Here is a 17,055-nt window from a genome sequence, read left to right as displayed (position 1 = left end):
TCGTGATGGATCTGAATGGAAAAACCGTTGTCATCACCGGTGCAGCAAGTGGCATCGGTAAAGGTCTTGGAGAACGGTTTTCAAAGGAAGGCGCACATGTGGTCTGTGCGGATTTCGATCTTACTGGCGCGCAGGTTGTGGCCAAGAAAATCGGTGGCGATGCAATCAGATGTGATGTTTCCAAAGAAAGCGACATTCGAGAGCTGATCGATGTGGTCGAGGATACCATTGCTCCGATTGATTTGTTCTGTGCCAACGCTGGCATTCTAACGTTCGGTGGGCTTGACGTACCTGACACGGATTGGGAGCGCATCTGGCAAATCAACGTAATGTCGCATGTTTGGGCTGCGCGGCATTTGATCCCAAGGATGGTCGCGCGTGGTGGCGGATACATGATGTTTACTGCATCTGCCGCTGGACTGCTCAACATACCCGGCGCGGCGCCGTATGGAGTTACCAAGCACGCGGCCGTAGGATTTGCTGAGTGGATCGCTCTGACATATCGCGACCGTGGCATCCGAGTTTCTGTTTTGTGTCCGCAAGCTGTGCGGACAGAAATGATGCGTGGATACGAAGATTCTGTTGCCGCGTTCGACGGAATAATTGAGCCTGCTGAGGTTGCACAATCCTGTATCGAGGCAATTTCCGACGAGCGTTTTCTGGTTCTTCCGCATCCGCAAGTCTTTGATTACATGCGCATGAAGATCGAAGACTATGATGGCTGGTTAAGTAATATGAATAAGATTAATCAACGCTTTATCGGTGATATCTAACGTAACCGACGCCGCCTTAGCAGGCCTTCCTGCGCGACTGACGCAACCAGCTTTCCATCCTGAGAAAAGATTGATCCGCGATTGAAGCTACGCCCCTGCCCCGTCCATGGTGATTCCATGGAATAAAGATGCCAGTTCTGAAACATAACGGGTGCATGAAACCAAATGGCATGGTCCAGACTGGCACCATCGATTTCGCCAGTAAACCAACTCAGCCCATGGGGCCTCATCCCGGAAGTGAGCAGCCCCATATCCGAGGCATAGGCCAAGAGAAGATGTTGCGTAATCGTGTCCGCATCATTCGCCGCACCCATGCGAAACCAGAGATAGTTCTTATCATCTGCCTTTGAGGGCGTGAACAGGTCCAGAGGATCAACTTCGCGCACTTCGATGGGACGCTCACGCAGAAACTCTGGCTTCAGCTTGTCCGGCACACGGCCAAGATACTTTTGCCGCAGATCGTCACGCGATGGATAGAGTTCTGGACCATCAACATTGGGAATCGGATGCTGATGATCCCACCCATCATCCTGTTTGTGGAATGAGGCGGACATGTTCAGGATCTGTTTGCCATGCTGGATCGCAACCACGCGACGGGTCGTAAATGAACCTCCATCTCGTGCGCGATCCACTTGATATATAACGGGAATGGACGGATCGCCGGGGCGGATGAAATAAGCATGTAGCGAATGACACAGGCGATCTTCAACCGTCCGGTAGGCTGCCGCAAGCGCCTGTGCAATCACTTGACCGCCAAAGATGCGCGTTGGCGTTTCACCGCCTGAGCCGGTGCCGCGGAATAGATCGACTTCGAGCCTCTCGATATTCAGCAGATCAAGCAGTACACGTTCGGCTTCGGTCATCTTGGGGTCTCCTGCATCCAGACTTTTCGGGTATCATTCGACAACCGATCATTCAACGAGTGCTGCATGCACAAGCGCCTTCAATTCGGCGCGCGATGGATAGGAGCTGGACGGCGAAAGCTGAGTGAAGAATACGGTCGTCAGATCATTGACTGGATCGAACCAGAAATACGTCGATGCCATACCACCCCAGCCGAAGTCTCCAACCGAACCAGGGCATTTGGCAAGTGCCGGGTTCAGAACCACCGCTCCTCCTATACCGAAACCTGTTCCGTCCATGGGTTGTTCCGCGAAACTTTGCGGCCCCATTGATGCAATGTCGCCCGGTAAGTGATTGCGAAACATAAACTCCATCGTCTTTGGCCCCAGGATTCTGGCGCCATTTCCTGTTCCATTGCTCCGCAACATTTCGGCGAATTTACTGAAGTCGTCGATCGTACTGATCAGCCCGCCGCCTCCGGAGAAAGTATTCGCCGCCTCGAATGGAGATTGCCCGGAATTATCCACCAATCGGAGCGTTTCGGCACCTGATTTTGTGGCGTTCAGCGCCATCGCGTCACCTTCCAACGGGGTGTAGAGTGAGGCAAACCTGTCCCCTGCCCCATTAGGCACTGAGAACGCGGTTTCATTCATACCCAGGGGCTCAAAGATATGTTCAGTCAGAAATACGTCGAGTGATTTGCCTGATACCACTTCGATCACGCGCCCAATTACATCTATCCCGACCGAGTATTCCCATCGCGCACCGGGTTGAAAGGCCAGTGGGAGTTGCGCCAACAGCTTAACCCTTTCTGACAGAGGGCCCTGTTGTGGTGAAAAGATCAGATCAAGGTCGTCCATGGCCTTGGGCAGCAGGCCGGGATTGAACGGGTAACTCATCCCGCTGGTATGGGTCAAAAGCTGATGCAGGCTTGGTGACGGCGAATCCTCAGTCTGATCTAGGCTGGTTGCGTCCGGAATTAGGGCCCTCATGGACTTAAATTCAGGCAGAAACTCGGAAACCGGAGCGTCGAGATGAAAAAAACCCTGTTCGACCAGGGTCATGAGGGCAACTGAGGTCACCGGTTTTGTCATCGAATATATCCGAACCAAACTATCACGTTGGAAGGGAAGGTCGTTCTCGATGCAGCGGCGCCCACAAGTATGAAAGAAGGCCTCTTTCCCGTGCTGGTGGATTAGAAGCGCGCTACCCGCATATTTGCGCTGGTCCACATACCTGTTCATCCATTTGCGAATATTGGCCAGTGAGGTCGGATCAAATCCCATGAGGCAACTCCGTTTGGGTCAAACCGCTTACGCCTCGCTGCGTAAAGCAGACAAGCCATGTTGAGCAAAGAGTGGGACATACGCACCAAATGCCTGTGCCCGCTTCGGATCAGATGCATTTCCGTCAAGTGCGCGCTTGTAAACACCTTGCAGAATTCCAGCCATTCGAAAGAAATTGAAAGCAAGGTAAAACCCAAAGTTCTCGATCGCTGGAATGCCGCGACGTGCGCAATAGCTTGCGACAAAGGCGCGATCTGTTGGTAAGCCAAGGTTTTCTCGGTCTACGCCCGCCAATCCGCGCCCCTCTTTTCCCGGAGGCAGCTGCCATTGCATGATAACTGCCGCGAGATCCGCATATGGGTGGCCGATGGTCGACAATTCCCAATCCAGGACCCCGATGCAGCCCGTGCCATTCGCTTCAAACATCAGATTGTCGATGCGATAATCCCCGTGCACCAACGTCCTTTGGTTGTCATCCTCTGGAACTTGATGCTCGAGCGCGGTAATCAACTGGTTCATGTCTGGGATAGTTTCGGTCTCAGAAGCACGATATTGCTTGGTCCAGCGGGCAATTTGCCGTTCGAAATAGTTGCCAGGTGGCCCGTAATCTGAAAGACCAACTGCATCGATATCGACCATATGTAACTCAGCCAGAACGCGGTTCATTTCATCTATCACGCCCGTACGGGTGTCGTTGTCTTCACCCTTCATGACCGGATCTACAAACGTACGCCCTTGCAGATATTCCATTACGTAAAAAGCCGACCCTATCACCCGGTCATCTTCGCATAGCAGGTGAACTTTCGGCACAGGCACATTGCTGCCAGCAAGCGCGCTCATGACGCGAAACTCGCGATCCACTGCATGGGCTGATTTCAGCAATACTCCGGGCGGCTTGCGCCTTAAAACATAAGCCTCATTCGGTGTGCTGAGCAAATATGTCGGGTTGGATTGGCCTACGGTGAACTTTGTCGCCTTCAATGGGCCGTGAAACCCATCAAGATGTGAGTTAAGATAGGTTTCAACTGCGTTGATATCTAATGTACTATCGGTTTCTTTCATCTACCAAACCTGCGGTCGATCTGGGGCTAAAGAGCATCGGCAAAGATGTTACCGCCTGTCTGGACGTTGATCCCGCCGGATACCGGCAACACCGCACCCGTGATGTAGCTGCCACCGCGGCCACACAGGAACAACATACAGCCCGCGATATCTTCGTCACGACCCACGCGACCCAACGGTACCGCCTTGCCGACGCGTTCGCGCTTACTTTCATCTTCGGTTGCAAAGGCGGTCATGCGCGATACGAACGGCCCAGGCGCCAGAGCATTCACTGTGACACGATACGGCGCAAGTTCCTTGGCCATGATTTTTGACAGGTGAATCACCGCGGCTTTTGACGCGGAATAGCTGTAGGCCCCGTCACCCATCGGGACCTCGCCCATAACCGATCCAATATTTACGACCCGTGCTGGATCATCGTCGCTGGCTGATTTCATTAAAAGCGGTAGTAGCTTTTGGGTCAGATCGAATATACCTGCGACATTGACGGACATCACTTTGTCCCACGCCGAGTGGGGAAACTGACCCATCGGTGCACCCCAGGTAACACCAGCATTATTCATTAATATTTCAAGAGATTGCGTTCGTTTGTTGATCTCACCAACTAATGCATCAATACCCACTTCACTGCCGATATCGCCTGCGAAACCTTCTGCAGATCCGGCGGTGCCTAACGCGTTCAACTCTGCCGCAACCTGTTCACATGCATCACCCTTGCGCGAGGCAATCAGAACATGAGCACCGGCGCGAACAAGCGCCTCGGCTGCCATCCGGCCAATACCCGTGGCCCCACCTGTCACCAGCGCAGTTTTTCCGTTGAGTGAAAACAATGTCTCGGGCGTCATGAAATCTCCTTTCAGGTGATCTGCTCTTTGCGCCTATCGTTTGAGACCCAGAGCGGCGGTCATCTTGACAATACGTTCGTGTAATCCAACGATTTCAATTCAAACGAAGCAAGGGGCAAGTGGGGCATATGCAGACATTACTCAGCGTCAAACCGGGCGGACCAGAAACATTGGAGTTGACCACCCTGCCCGATCCCGTGCCAAAGGCTGGTGAGATATTGGTGCGAATACACGCGGCCGGAGTGAACTTTCCAGATACGCTGATGATCCGGGACCTTTACCAGATAAAGCCTCCTCGTCCATTTGCCCCAGGTGGCGAGATTGCAGGTGAGATCACCAGCGTCGGCAAAGATGTCGTTGATTTCCTGCCCGGTGATCGTGTTCTGGCGCTGACAGGACATGGAGGGTTCGCCACGCACCTGACGCTCAAACCAGCGACGGCGATCAAAATCCCGGATGATATGCCATATGAAGACGCTGCGTGTTTTATATTCACGTACGGTACGTCTTACCATGCGCTCAAAGATCGAGCGCAGCTGCTCTCGGGGGAAACCGTACTTGTGCTGGGCGCATCGGGTGGCGTTGGCTCTGCCGCGATAGAGCTTGCCAAAGCCATGGGCGCGCAGGTGATCGCGGCAGTTTCGTCCGAAGAAAAAGCACAGTTTTGCAAAAAAGTCGGTGCAGATAAAACACTGATTTATCCACGTGATCTGGACCGAGCGGCGCAGAAGGCGCTGTCTGCTGAAATCAAATCGCTGGCCGGTGGCGAAGGTGTGGATGTGGTCTATGACGCCGTTGGCGGGGACTACGCCGAACCTGCCTTGCGCTGCTTGGCGTGGGGAGGCCGATATCTGGTCGTCGGTTTTCCAGCAGGCATTCCCAGCATTCCGTTGAACCTGACGCTACTCAAAGGATGTCAAATCGTCGGCGTGTTTTGGGGCGCGTCAGTGTTTCGGGATCCGAAAGGGCATTCTCATAATGTGGGTGAGCTGTTCAAAATGTATCGAAGCGGTGCCATCTGCCCTCGTATCAGCGCCCGGTTCCCACTTGAACGCGCGGCGGAAGCGATCGCCAAGATGGACCAACGCAAAACTCTCGGTAATGTTGTGGTCACAATGGGAACTAAATGAGCTGATATTCATTCAGAACTTTAGATTCTTACCAAAATGCGACACAACCACTCGCGCCAAAGGGGCGATGGTCGCTGGACGCCTCAAATTTTCGGGTTTATGAAAAAGAATAAGATGGGGACAGTTTGAATATGCAAAAAATATTGGTTCTGAATGGTCCGAACCTGAATCTGCTGGGGACGCGGCAGCCCGAGGTTTATGGATCAACGACCTTGAAGATGATCGAGGATCTGTGCGTTGCTCATGGACAGGCATTGAATCAGACGATCACGCATATTCAAACCAACCACGAAGGCGCATTGATTGATGCGATTCACGCAGCACGCGGCGAACAGGATGGAATCGTCTTGAACGCGGGTGGATACACCCATACGTCGGTCGCGCTGATGGATGCGATTTCTTCCGCCGAAGTTCCGGTTGTAGAGGTTCATCTGTCAAATATTCACGCGCGCGAAGTGTTTCGACACAAATCATACGTCGCCCCAGTTGCCATTGGTCAGATTTGTGGATTCGGCGCACATAGCTATGTGCTTGCGCTGAATGCCCTTGCGGCCCATTTGGCTGAGGGGGGCACTGGATGAACCTCAACGATTATCTGAACTTTCTGAGCTATACCAAGACATTGGAAGAGCTGTGGGATGCCCACTGCCGCCAGATGGCAAAGTTCGGATTTGATCGGTTGCTGTATGGTTACACCCAGTATCGCACGGCGACATCATTGGGTGACCCCGAGGATTTCGTCATCCTGTCCAACCACTGCAAAGATTACCTTGATGGGTTCCTCCGCTCGGGATTGTATTTTCACGCTCCGATGTTGAAATGGGCCTTGGATCATGAGGGCGCGGCAAGCTGGAGCATGATCAATGACATGATGTCCAGCGGGGTTATGACACCCGAAGAACTTAGGGTTTATGAGTTTAACAAATCTTTGGGTCTTACATCGGGTTATACGGTCAGCTTCAACTCGGTTTCGATGCGAACCAAAGGCGCGATCTCACTTGCAGCCCGAATGCATGATCAGGATGAAGTGGACGAGATCTGGCAGGAACACGGCAAGGATATTTTGCTGATGAACAATGTTGCTCATCTCAAAATCCTTACCTTACCGTACAACGCTCCGAACCGCGCTCTGACTAAGCGGCAGCGAGAGGCGCTTCAATGGGTGGGGGATGGAAAGACCACTCAGGACATCGCGTTACTTATGGGTTTGACTGCCGCGACGGTGGAAAAGCACCTAAGGCTGGCGCGCGAGGCGCTTTCGGTTGAAACCACAGCGCAGGCTGTGCTTAAGGCGACTTTGCATAACCAGATGTTTGTAATGGAAGCCTGACCCTGATTTGACGCTACATTGCGTCAAATTGACCTGGGGTAAGGAATACATGACTTTCCGAATCTCCCCCATAAATTGCAAATTGGTATTGTTCCGTGAGTGGTGGCTTTAGCCAGGGAACGTTTTGATTGGATCTTTGTAATACCAAAGCTCTCTGATCGCTCTGACATAGAGGCGTCTATTCGTCCGCGTCGCTTTGTCGGAATTTTTGAGGGGCCCTTCCATCCCCATCATGCAGGGCCCCTCAATCTCCTCTTTTCCTTGATGTTGTTTACTGCGCATTGAAAAGCTGCCTAGCACAAAAAAACCCGGCTGCATCGCAACCGGGTCTTTTATGGATTGCAGCCCCTCAGTGAGGCTGCATTTTATCTTTAGCCTTGAGCTGCCTTCGCAACTTCGGCTGCGAAGTCTTCTTTTTCGACAACGATGCCTTCGCCTACTTCCATGCGGACAAATCCGGTGATGGTTGCACCCGCTTCATTAGCCGCAGCTTCGACGGTCAGGTCAGGATTCACAACGAAGTCCTGGTTCAGCAGAGTCGACTCGGCAACGAATTTTTTCATACGACCGACGATCATCTTTTCGATCACCTGCTCCGGCTTGCCGGATTCGCGGGCGATGTCCATCTGGACCTGCTTCTCTTTCTCGACAACTTCCGGGTCCATGTCCGCCTCAGACAAGGCCGCCGGGTTCACTGCCGCAATGTGCATTGCAACCTGCTTGCCGAAGGCTTCATCGCCGCCAGACAGAGCAACAAGAACGCCGATTTTGCCCATGCCGCTGGTTGCAGCATTGTGGACATAGGACACGACAGTGTCACCGCTCAGCTTGGACATGCGGCGTACCGACATGTTCTCACCGATGGTGGCGATCTTGTCGGTTAGAGTGTCTGCAACAGATTTGCCGCCCAGATCGGCAGCCAGCAGAGCTTCGACATCGTCGACGCCTTCGGCTGCATAGGTGATCTTGCCGACCATTTCCTGAAACTCGCCATTTTTCGCAACGAAGTCGGTTTCCGAGTTCACTTCGACTGCAACACCGTTGCCGCCGTTGACGTGAACGGCCACCAGACCTTCGGCGGCGGTACGGCCCGATTTCTTGGCTGCTTTGGCCAAGCCCTTGGTGCGCAGCCAGTCAACGGCTTCGTCCATGTTGCCGCCGGTTTCGGTCAGCGCTTTTTTTGCGTCCATCATGCCTGCGCCGGTCGAGTCGCGCAGTTCTTTTACCATTGCTGCTGTGATTGCCATCTTTTGGCTCTCCTCAATTCAAACGGAATTGGGGCAGGTCTACCCTGCCCCATATGTCATTTACGTGACGGGCAGCTTACGCTTCGGCTTTGGCTTCCGGCGCGGCTTCTTCTGCGGGTGCTTCTTCGGCAACGGCTTCTTCAACCGGAGCTTCTTCGAATGCACCCAGATCAACACCTGCAGCACCCATCTGAGCGGTCATGCCGTCCAGAGCGGCGCGTGCGGCCAGGTCGCAGTACAGAGCAATGGCGCGCGCTGCGTCGTCGTTGCCGGGGATGATGTAGTCAACACCGTCGGGCGAGCAGTTGGTGTCGACAACAGCCACAACCGGGATACCCAGTTTGTTGGCTTCGGCGATCGCCAGTGCTTCTTTCTTGACGTCGATGACGAACAGCAGATCAGGAACGCCGCCCATCTCGCGGATACCGCCCAGCGATGCCTGCAGTTTGCCCTGGTCACGTTCCATGCCCAGACGCTCTTTCTTGGTCAGGCCTTCAGCACCCGCTTCCATCGCTTCGTCGATCTGGTTCAGCCGGTTGATCGACTGGGAAACAGTTTTCCAGTTGGTCAGTGTGCCGCCCAGCCAGCGGTGGTTCATGTAGTACTGAGCCGACTTTTCAGCGGCTTCCGCGATCGGGCCAGCGGCTTGACGCTTGGTGCCTACGAACAGAACGCGGCCACCTTTTGCGACGGTGTCACGAACTGCCTGCAGAGCCTGATCCAGCATCGGAACAGTCTGGGTCAGGTCCATGATGTGGATACCATTGCGCGAGCCGTAGATGAACGGGCCCATGCGGGGATTCCAACGCTGTGTCTGGTGACCAAAGTGAACGCCAGCTTCCAACAGCTGACGCATGGAGAACTCGGGAAGAGCCATGCTATTTTCCTTTTCCGGTTTACGCCTCGGCGGGGGTGAAAGAAGCGGATGCTCCAACCGGCGGGCCAGATAAGGATGTCTCCCTCAAATGACCCAAACCCCGCCTGCGGGTTTGAATGGCGCGCGTATATGACAGGATTTGAGACAGTGCAAGGGCCAAATGCCCTTATTTTTCAAGCCGCGCCAAGCTGTGAGCGTGCCGCACGGCCTGTTCGCAATGTGCTGCTAGAGCTTTACGGTTTTCAAAATCGCTGACCTTGGCGGGCTCATGATATATTAATTCCACCCAACCTTGTCGTCGCGCGCCCAACGTCTTGAGCAGATGCGGCCCGAAATCCATGTCACCCCACCAACCGTAAAAACGCGCAGGCTGCCCTTTGGGCGCATGAAAAATGGCCGAGACGGGTTGGACATACATGAATTCACGCAGCTCATCCGTAAAGAACGCAGCGAAAAGCGTTGTTTTGAATGGCAAAACTCGCAAACCATCTGTCGAAGTGCCCTCTGGGAAGAACAACAGCTTATGCCCGGCTTTAAGGCGCTCTTCGAATATGCGGGTCTGTTCGCGAGCTTTTTGGCGATTTCGCTCAATGAATAACGTACCGGTTGCTTGTGCCAACCATCCGATCCCCGGCCATTTCGCCACCTCGGCTTTCGAGACAAAGTACACGCGTTTGCGGGCATTCAGCGCAAAAATGTCCAGCCACGACGTGTGATTTGCGACCACGGCGCCACGTTCCCGCATCAACTCACCAGAGCTATGAAATCCTATCCCGAGGGTCCTGAACGCGTTGCGGCAGACAAATTGACTGATGAAAGGTGTAACTGGTCGCTGAACGCCACATAATGGACGTTCGATCAAGCGTATCGACAGCAGAACGATCAGGCCCCCAAAAACTAGCACCGCCAGAGGGACGCCGCGCAAGAACACCAATATCCAGCCAAGAACACCAAGTTCGATCGGATCAGGTTCGTCTTCGCTCTGCCATGAGGGATCGCTCACCTCGTTACGCTCCACTGTAAATGCGTCGCTGACGCGCGTTCATGCGGGTGGTGTCGAGGATCAGGCACACATCGGTTGTATTGAATGCATGATCGATAAAGGCCCCCTCACCGACGAAACCACCCAGACGGAGGTAAGCCTTGATCAGGGATGGCACCTGAACCATGGCGGCACGACGATCCAGGGCATTGACCGGGAGAATGTCCATGGGCTGAAACACGCCCGGCTGTGCGCGGACCCTAAGGTCTGGAGGGGCGAGATGGTTGTGATGCAGCATCGATAGCGGCTGTGCCAGCTTCTGGACATCGGTGCCATGAAAGCTTGCGACGCCGAACAAAACTTCGATTTCGCGCTCCGTGACGTAGGCTGCCAGCCCATTCCACAGGTGATACATCGCGGTGCCACCGCGGTAATCCGGATGCACGCACGAGCGCCCAAGTTCCAACAGTTTGCGCCCGCTTTGCTTTAAAACGGTGAGGTCATATTCATCCTCGGAATAGAACTGCCCCAATTCGGCCGCTCGCTCACCGGGAAGCAATCGATAGACGCCGATAACCGCGCGCGTTGAATCATCAATGGCCAGCATATGATCGAAATGCGGGTCGAACCGGTCTTTCTCGAGCCCGGACTCATGGTCCACCATCTCACCACCGCCGCCGAGTTCACGCACAAAGACGTCGTAACGCAGACGCTGGGCCGCGCGTTGTTCAGCCTCGGTTTCAGCAAGTTTTACGGTGAATGAGGGGCCTTTATCCGGCATCAATGATTGGTCCGCTATTTGTGATTGCGCGCTGATAGCGCGATTGCATTGCGAAAGGCAACAAGCCCGCGTTTCGCCTGAGTTGTTAACCTTTCCTAAACCAGTTTCACGGATCAAAGACCGGCATCAGGGCTATGCGTGTCCCGTCGATTACCACTTTCCCCTGCTCGCGAAAGTTCACGGTGATCTTGCCCCCGATATTGGACTGTACCTGTCCAACGCCCCAATCGGGGAAATCGGGGTGGCGGACATACATGCCCGGTGCAAGAATGGCATTCAGATCTGTCATATTGGGCTCCGGGTCCTGAGGCAGATGCAGCAGGAGGTACGCATGGGCGCTTCAGACGTCAACCTGGCCGAATTGATCGGCTCTCGGATCTGCCATGATCTGATCAGCCCAATTGGGGCAATCACCAACGGGCTTGAACTGTTGGAGATGGTTGGCGCGGTCCAGGGTCCCGAGATGGAGCTGATTTCCGGCAGCGTCGGAAGCGCGGGCGCGCGCATCCGGTTCTTTCGCGTGGCCTTTGGGGCAGCCAGTGATCAACCGCTGGGAAGAACTGAGGTAATTGAACTGCTAAAGGATCTTGAAAAGGCGAGCCGGGTTCGGATCACATGGAACCTGACCGAACCCGTGCCGCGCAATCAGGTTAAACTCGCCTTCCTCGGCGTGATGTGCTGCGAAAGCGCGATGCCGTTTGGTGGTGAGGTGGAGATCGAAACTCGGGGTGATGCGTGGACTGTGACAGGAACAGCCGACAAACTGAACCTCGACCCCGATTTGTGGAAAGGGGTTTCAACCGGCTGTTTTGCCAGCAAAGTCAGTCCGGCACATGTTCAATTTGCACTGTTGCCCGAAACCGCCGCTGCGATGGGGCGTCGGGTTGCGGTAGAAACGACCACAACCCTGGTGAAACTGAGATTCTAAACCCTCGTCGTCCCGTTTCCACGAACCAGATACTTAAAGCTGGTCAACTGAGCCGCCCCGACAGGTCCGCGAGCATGCATCTTGCCCGTGGCGATGCCGATCTCGGCACCCATTCCGAACTCGCCACCGTCGGCAAACTGGGTTGAGGCGTTGTGCATCAGAATAGCGCTATCGAGGCGCTCGAAGAAATGCGCTGCAGCAGCAGTGTTCTCGGTCATGATGCAATCTGTATGGCTGGAACCATACGTATTGATATGATCGATCGCAGCATCGATGTCAGCAACAGGCTTGGCTGCGATGATGCTATCCAAAAACTCCTTGCCCCAATCCTCATCAGTTGCGGCAATAGTGCGATCATTGGCCAAGATGCCTTGTGCATGAACCTCGACACCCGCCGCTTGAAGCGCCGCAATGACGTCACGCCCAAGCGTTTCCGCCACGTCCTGATGCACCAACAAACACTCCGCAGCACCACAGATGCCAGTGCGCCGCGTCTTGGCATTCAATACCACATCCAGCGTTTTCTGAGGGTCTGCAGCCTTATCGACATAGATATGAACAATGCCTTCAAGATGGGCAAATACCGGCACGCGCGCCTCGCGCTGCACAAGACCGACCAAACCTTTGCCGCCACGCGGGACAATGACGTCAACGTAATCTGTCATCGTTAGCAGCTCTTGCACTGCGGCACGATCACGGGTCGGTATCAGTTGGATTGCATCTTCGGGCAGGTTGGCGGCCTTCAGTCCTTCGACCAAACAGGCATGAATAGCGGTTGACGAATGAAAACTCTCGGACCCGCCGCGCAAGATTACTGCATTGCCCGACTTCAGGCATAGCGCACCCGCATCCGCCGTCACATTGGGGCGGCTTTCATAGATCACTCCGATCACACCCAAAGGCGTGCGTACACGCTGAATGTTCAGACCCGAGGGCATGTCCCATTCGGCCAGAACCTCACCCACCTGATCGGCCTGTTCAGCCACGGTTCGCAAGCCGTCAACCATACCTTGAACGCGCGCCTCATCCAGCATCAGGCGGTCCATCATCGCGGGGCTTAGGCCCTTCTCACGACCAAACTCCAAATCTTTCTTGTTGGCCTCAATGATGTCATTGCGATTGTTCCATACGGCATCTGCAGCCGCGATCAACGCCGCGTGCTTTCGTTCGGCGCTGGCAAATGTCAGTTCGCGCGAAGCCAATTTCGCGCGTTTGCCGAGGTCTTCCATCAGGCTGGGAATACTGTCGAAGTCTTTCATCTCGTAAGCCTTTCAGGTGGTTCTCTCTATTCTATCAAAGCGCCAGATCATCGCGATGGATTAACACTGCGCGGCCCGGATAGCCTAGTGTGGTTTCGATTTCAGAGGACTTGCGCCCCTTGATCGCGTCGGCCTCTTGCGCGGTATAGCGGCTGAGGCCTTGCGCCAGTGGTCGCGCTGCTGGGTCTAGGATCGTAACTGGGTCACCGCGTCCAAATTCGCCGGTCACTTCAACAATTCCAACAGGAAGAAGGCTTTTACCGTTTGTCAGAGCTGTAACCGCACCATCATCGATCATGATCTCACCACGCGGTTTCATGGCCGATATCCAGCGTTTCCGGGCAGCATGCGGATCAAGTGTTGCTGTAAACCAAGTGCAATTTGCGCCGTTTTCCAGCGCTTTTAGCGGGTTCAATGTTGACCCTTCAGTTATTGCCATGGTGCAGCCGGCAGCCGTTGCCATCTTGGCGGCGAGAAGCTTGGTTTTCATTCCGCCTTTAGACAGCCCCGATCCCGCATCACCGGCCATGGCCTCGATCTCGGGCGTGATCTGGTCGATCACATTGTATCGGGTCGCGGTGGTGTCTTCGATCGGGTTGCCAGTATAGAACCCGTCAACGTCTGACAGCAGGATCAATTGATCTGCGCCGACCGTCACGGCGATCTGTGCAGCCAACCGGTCATTGTCGCCATACCGAATTTCATCGGTCGCCACTGTGTCATTTTCGTTAACGATAGGCACAACACCTAACCCAAGTAATGTCTCAAGCGTCGCGCGAGAGTTCAGGTATCGCCGCCGATCTGCACTATCCTCTAGCGTCACCAAAACCTGTGCGGTCTTGATGTCATGTGGCGTTAATACTTCCTCATACGCGCGCGCCAATCGAATTTGACCGACAGCAGCCGCGGCCTGAGATTGCTCTAACGGCAGCGTCTGCATTGGCAATCCAAGAACTCCACGCCCAAGCGCGATTGAGCCTGAAGATACCAGGATGACATCTGTCCCCTGACCTTTTAGCCATGCCACATCCTGTGCGAGCGATTGCAACCACTCCAATCGCAACTGGCCGGTATTCCGATCCACCAGCAAGGCGGACCCAATCTTGACCACCATGCGGTTTGCGGCGGTCAGGGTTGCCAAGGCTCTGCCTCCTCGGTGGGTTTTTGCCGCAGGCGGTTTTCATCAATCTGTGTCCGCAAAGCGCGCAGCACTTCTGTTACACCCAGATGTGCAACACCAGACATCGTCATAACCGGGCCACCCACGGATTGCTCGAGCTCTTCCTTGGTAAGCTCAAGTTCTTCCTCATCCAGAGCGTCAACCTTGTTCAGAACGGTGATACGCGGCTTGTTCGCAAGCTCGCCGCCATAGGCCTCAAGTTCGTGAATGATAGTGCGGTAATCTTCGGCGACGGTTTCGGACGTGCCATCGACCAGATGCAGCAGAACGGCGCAGCGTTCGACATGGCCGAGGAAGCGATCCCCAATCCCACGCCCTTCGTGCGCGCCTTCGATCAGGCCGGGGATGTCTGCGACGACGAATTCCACGTTATCTACGCCGACAACGCCCAGATTTGGGTGCAGCGTAGTAAAGGGATAGTCAGCGATTTTGGGCCGAGCGTTTGATGTTGCGGCCAGAAAGGTTGACTTGCCCGCATTGGGCATCCCAAGCAGGCCCACATCCGCAATCAGCTTCAGGCGTAACCAAATCGTGCGATCAATCCCCGCCTGCCCCGGATTGGCACGGCGTGGTGCCTGATTGGTGGCTGATTTGAAATGCAGGTTACCGAACCCGCCGTTGCCACCTTTGGCTAACAGGACCCGCTGACCAACTTCCGTCAGGTCGCAGATCACGGTCTCTTCGTCTTCATCGAGAATCTCGGTTCCGACAGGCACACGTAGGATGATGTCATCACCATCCTTGCCAGTACGCTGCTGACCGCGCCCGGGTTGACCGTTCTTGGCGAAGAAGTGCTGCTGGTAACGGAAGTCGATCAGGGTGTTTAGTCCGCCTACGACCTCGGCCCATACCGAACCGCCCTTACCGCCGTCCCCGCCATCGGGTCCGCCGTATTCGATGTACTTTTCGCGTCGGAAGCTGACGCAGCCGCCACCTCCGGCCCCGGACCGGATGTAGACCTTTGCAAGATCGAGAAATTTCATAGCTGTCCCCTACTGCAAAGGCCCCATCGGCCACAAGTCAGAGTTTCTTTGTATACGTCCAGGTGGGCACATTCGCATCGCGCGCCACTGAATAAGTTTCCGCATCGCCAAGATACTGAAACCCGCAATGAGTCAGCACCCGCGCTGAGGCCGGGTTGTCCTGAAACACGCTGGCAAACATTGTTGCATTTTCCAGCGGATTGGCTTTGACCAGCGTTTCAACAGCCAAAGATGCAATGCCTGTGTTCCAATAAACTGGCGCGACCCAATAGCCGATTTCGGATTGATTGCGATCCAGCTTTTCAAGCGAAATCAAGCCAATCAGCTCGGGCCCGCCATCCTTGGTCGCATCCATCGCCCAAACGTCCTCGTCCCGCTCGTCCGACATGGCGCGCGTTACGAACGCCTCGACAGCTCCGGGCGGCAGCGGATGGGCGATCCGCGTGGTCATGCGCGCGACACGTTCATCGCCGGCGTAATGCTCAATTAGTCCCATATCCGACCGGCGCAGGGGGCGCAGGTCGAACCGCTCGGTTTCAATGACCGGCTGATTTATAATTGCCTCAAGTTTCATGAGTGCGTTCCTCCTCCGAACAACACAAAAAGTACGGACGCAACTGTCAAACTGGCTAACGTCCACATCAGATATTTTTCGGCAGGCCGACCTTCAACCGCATGGGCGATCCGATCTCCTGCAAATGTCCAAATCGGGTGCAACACGATCTGGCAGATCAACAAACAGAGAGCGATCGTGAGAGTCGCCTCAAAACTCGGTGTCCCTGCGGCCACAAATCCAGTGAAGCCTGCAATAATCATCGCCCAGGCCTTGGGATTAAGCGGGTGTACAATTAACCCCGCCAGAAATCCGGGCACTTGCTTATCCGTTTGACTGCGAGAAAGCCGCAGATTGGCGATTTTCCACGCAAGCCAGCAAATATAGGCAGCCGAAGCATATTTGAGCGCCTCAAACACCAGCGGCGCCTGATCGGCCACCTGCATCAGTCCGAAACCAACCGGCCAGATGATCAACTGCTTGCCCAGAATGACCCCGCCTACAAACGGCAGCGCCGACCGAAACCCATAGCGCGCACCTGTTCCCAGCAGGACCATGTTGGCTGGTCCCGGTGTGCCAACCTGCGAGGCGGCAAAAATCAGGAAACTGGTGGTTGCGACTGTCATCGGCTCTGGTGATCACGACTGCGTTAAAACGAAAAAGGGACCGGCACTTTGTGCCGGTCCCCCATGAATTTTTCTTAAACCTTCTGGGTTTCGGCTTACTCTGCGGCCTCCGCCACTGGCAGGACCGAAATAAAGGTGCGGTTTTTAAGTCCCTTATGGAACTTCACGGCGCCATCGACAGTTGCAAAGATTGTGTGATCTTTGCCCATGCCTACGCCTTCACCTGGCCAGAACTTGGTACCGCGCTGACGTACGATGATGTTGCCTGCGATGGCTGCCTGGCCACCATACAGTTTCACGCCAAGGCGGCGACCTGCTGAGTCGCGACCGTTACGGGAGGAACCGCCAGCTTTTTTATGTGCCATTCTCT

General features: G+C 54.8%; 20 protein-coding genes. 5 read left to right on the top strand and 15 right to left on the bottom strand.

The window, feature by feature from the left end:
* Positions 1-5: 5 nt before the first annotated feature.
* Positions 6-773 (top strand): SDR family oxidoreductase, encoded by a 768-nt coding sequence (locus tag ACR0MQ_RS02615; RefSeq protein ID WP_170778585.1) that lies wholly within the window; start codon positions 6-8, stop codon positions 771-773.
* Here ACR0MQ_RS02615 and ACR0MQ_RS02610 read toward each other — a convergent pair.
* The 4 genes from ACR0MQ_RS02610 to ACR0MQ_RS02595 are packed head-to-tail and all read right to left on the bottom strand — an operon-like array spanning position 770 to position 4,809.
* Positions 770-1,636, bottom strand: a complete 867-nt coding sequence (locus ACR0MQ_RS02610) for an acyl-CoA thioesterase (RefSeq protein ID WP_480605736.1) — start codon at positions 1,634-1,636, stop codon at positions 770-772. The genes ACR0MQ_RS02615 and ACR0MQ_RS02610 overlap by 4 nt on opposite strands.
* Before the next feature lie 48 nt (positions 1,637-1,684).
* The gene (locus tag ACR0MQ_RS02605; protein ID WP_480605733.1) at positions 1,685-2,902 is read right to left on the bottom strand and encodes a serine hydrolase domain-containing protein; all 1,218 of its coding nucleotides are present in this window, start codon (positions 2,900-2,902) and stop codon (positions 1,685-1,687) included.
* A gap of 27 nt (positions 2,903-2,929) precedes the next feature.
* The gene (locus ACR0MQ_RS02600) at positions 2,930-3,964 is read right to left on the bottom strand and encodes a phosphotransferase family protein (RefSeq protein WP_480605730.1); all 1,035 of its coding nucleotides are present in this window, start codon (positions 3,962-3,964) and stop codon (positions 2,930-2,932) included.
* Positions 3,965-3,990: 26 nt separating this feature from the next.
* Complete coding sequence (locus ACR0MQ_RS02595) at positions 3,991-4,809, bottom strand: SDR family NAD(P)-dependent oxidoreductase (RefSeq protein WP_480605727.1); 819 nt, start codon at positions 4,807-4,809, stop codon at positions 3,991-3,993.
* A 128-nt stretch (positions 4,810-4,937) separates the two neighbouring features.
* Between ACR0MQ_RS02595 and ACR0MQ_RS02590 the strand changes: the two genes are divergently transcribed.
* From ACR0MQ_RS02590 to ACR0MQ_RS02580, 3 genes are all read left to right on the top strand, one after another.
* A complete protein-coding gene (locus tag ACR0MQ_RS02590; protein WP_480605724.1) occupies positions 4,938-5,939 on the top strand; it encodes an NADPH:quinone oxidoreductase family protein in 1,002 nt (333 codons plus the stop codon).
* Positions 5,940-6,070: 131 nt separating this feature from the next.
* A complete protein-coding gene (aroQ, locus tag ACR0MQ_RS02585) occupies positions 6,071-6,520 on the top strand; it encodes a type II 3-dehydroquinate dehydratase (RefSeq protein ID WP_010440129.1) in 450 nt (149 codons plus the stop codon).
* Positions 6,517-7,269 carry a LuxR family transcriptional regulator gene (locus ACR0MQ_RS02580; RefSeq protein ID WP_170770871.1) on the top strand — a complete coding sequence of 251 codons (753 nt, stop codon included), beginning with the start codon at positions 6,517-6,519 and terminating at the stop codon, positions 7,267-7,269. Before aroQ ends, ACR0MQ_RS02580 begins: the two co-directional genes overlap by 4 nt.
* Before the next feature lie 371 nt (positions 7,270-7,640).
* On the opposite strand, the gene tsf is transcribed toward ACR0MQ_RS02580, so the two are convergent.
* The 5 genes from tsf to ACR0MQ_RS02555 all read right to left on the bottom strand — a co-directional run bounded on the left by tsf (position 7,641) and on the right by ACR0MQ_RS02555 (position 11,445).
* A complete protein-coding gene (gene tsf / locus ACR0MQ_RS02575) occupies positions 7,641-8,516 on the bottom strand; it encodes a translation elongation factor Ts (protein WP_170770869.1) in 876 nt (291 codons plus the stop codon).
* A gap of 76 nt (positions 8,517-8,592) precedes the next feature.
* Complete coding sequence (gene rpsB, locus ACR0MQ_RS02570) at positions 8,593-9,393, bottom strand: 30S ribosomal protein S2 (RefSeq protein WP_010440118.1); 801 nt, start codon at positions 9,391-9,393, stop codon at positions 8,593-8,595.
* Positions 9,394-9,559: 166 nt separating this feature from the next.
* On the bottom strand, positions 9,560-10,396 hold the full coding sequence (gene olsA, locus ACR0MQ_RS02565) for a lyso-ornithine lipid O-acyltransferase (protein ID WP_480605721.1): 837 nt from the start codon (positions 10,394-10,396) through the stop codon (positions 9,560-9,562).
* A 4-nt stretch (positions 10,397-10,400) separates the two neighbouring features.
* Positions 10,401-11,156 carry an L-ornithine N(alpha)-acyltransferase gene (gene olsB / locus ACR0MQ_RS02560; protein ID WP_480605717.1) on the bottom strand — a complete coding sequence of 252 codons (756 nt, stop codon included), beginning with the start codon at positions 11,154-11,156 and terminating at the stop codon, positions 10,401-10,403.
* A 106-nt stretch (positions 11,157-11,262) separates the two neighbouring features.
* On the bottom strand, positions 11,263-11,445 hold the full coding sequence (locus ACR0MQ_RS02555) for a DUF3553 domain-containing protein (RefSeq protein WP_010440107.1): 183 nt from the start codon (positions 11,443-11,445) through the stop codon (positions 11,263-11,265).
* A gap of 42 nt (positions 11,446-11,487) precedes the next feature.
* Here ACR0MQ_RS02555 and ACR0MQ_RS02550 point away from each other — a divergent pair, with 42 nt between their 5' ends.
* Positions 11,488-12,084, top strand: coding sequence for a histidine phosphotransferase family protein (locus ACR0MQ_RS02550; protein WP_480605714.1), 597 nt, complete (start codon positions 11,488-11,490; stop codon positions 12,082-12,084).
* On the opposite strand, the gene ACR0MQ_RS02545 is transcribed toward ACR0MQ_RS02550, so the two are convergent.
* The 6 genes from ACR0MQ_RS02545 to rpmA form a co-directional block, all read right to left on the bottom strand.
* Positions 12,081-13,343 carry a glutamate-5-semialdehyde dehydrogenase gene (locus ACR0MQ_RS02545; RefSeq protein ID WP_480605711.1) on the bottom strand — a complete coding sequence of 421 codons (1,263 nt, stop codon included), beginning with the start codon at positions 13,341-13,343 and terminating at the stop codon, positions 12,081-12,083. The genes ACR0MQ_RS02550 and ACR0MQ_RS02545 overlap by 4 nt on opposite strands.
* A gap of 34 nt (positions 13,344-13,377) precedes the next feature.
* On the bottom strand, positions 13,378-14,484 hold the full coding sequence (gene proB / locus ACR0MQ_RS02540) for a glutamate 5-kinase (RefSeq protein ID WP_480605708.1): 1,107 nt from the start codon (positions 14,482-14,484) through the stop codon (positions 13,378-13,380).
* Entirely contained in the window at positions 14,472-15,506 is a 1,035-nt protein-coding gene (obgE, locus tag ACR0MQ_RS02535) for a GTPase ObgE (RefSeq protein ID WP_480605705.1), read from the bottom strand. The genes proB and obgE overlap by 13 nt, the downstream gene beginning before the upstream one ends.
* A 37-nt stretch (positions 15,507-15,543) precedes the next feature.
* Positions 15,544-16,080, bottom strand: coding sequence for a GNAT family N-acetyltransferase (locus ACR0MQ_RS02530; protein ID WP_010440096.1), 537 nt, complete (start codon positions 16,078-16,080; stop codon positions 15,544-15,546).
* Positions 16,077-16,685 carry a LysE family translocator gene (locus ACR0MQ_RS02525; protein ID WP_480605702.1) on the bottom strand — a complete coding sequence of 203 codons (609 nt, stop codon included), beginning with the start codon at positions 16,683-16,685 and terminating at the stop codon, positions 16,077-16,079. The genes ACR0MQ_RS02530 and ACR0MQ_RS02525 overlap by 4 nt, the downstream gene beginning before the upstream one ends.
* A gap of 95 nt (positions 16,686-16,780) precedes the next feature.
* Positions 16,781-17,050: a 50S ribosomal protein L27 gene (gene rpmA / locus ACR0MQ_RS02520; protein ID WP_010440093.1), complete on the bottom strand. Its 270-nt coding sequence runs from the start codon at positions 17,048-17,050 to the stop codon at positions 16,781-16,783.
* Positions 17,051-17,055 lie beyond the last annotated feature (5 nt).

The sequence above is a fragment of the Ruegeria sp. AN6 genome (assembly GCF_056540425.1).
The sequence above is the reverse complement of the archived record's forward strand: the minus strand, read 5'-3'. Positions and strand labels throughout refer to the sequence as shown.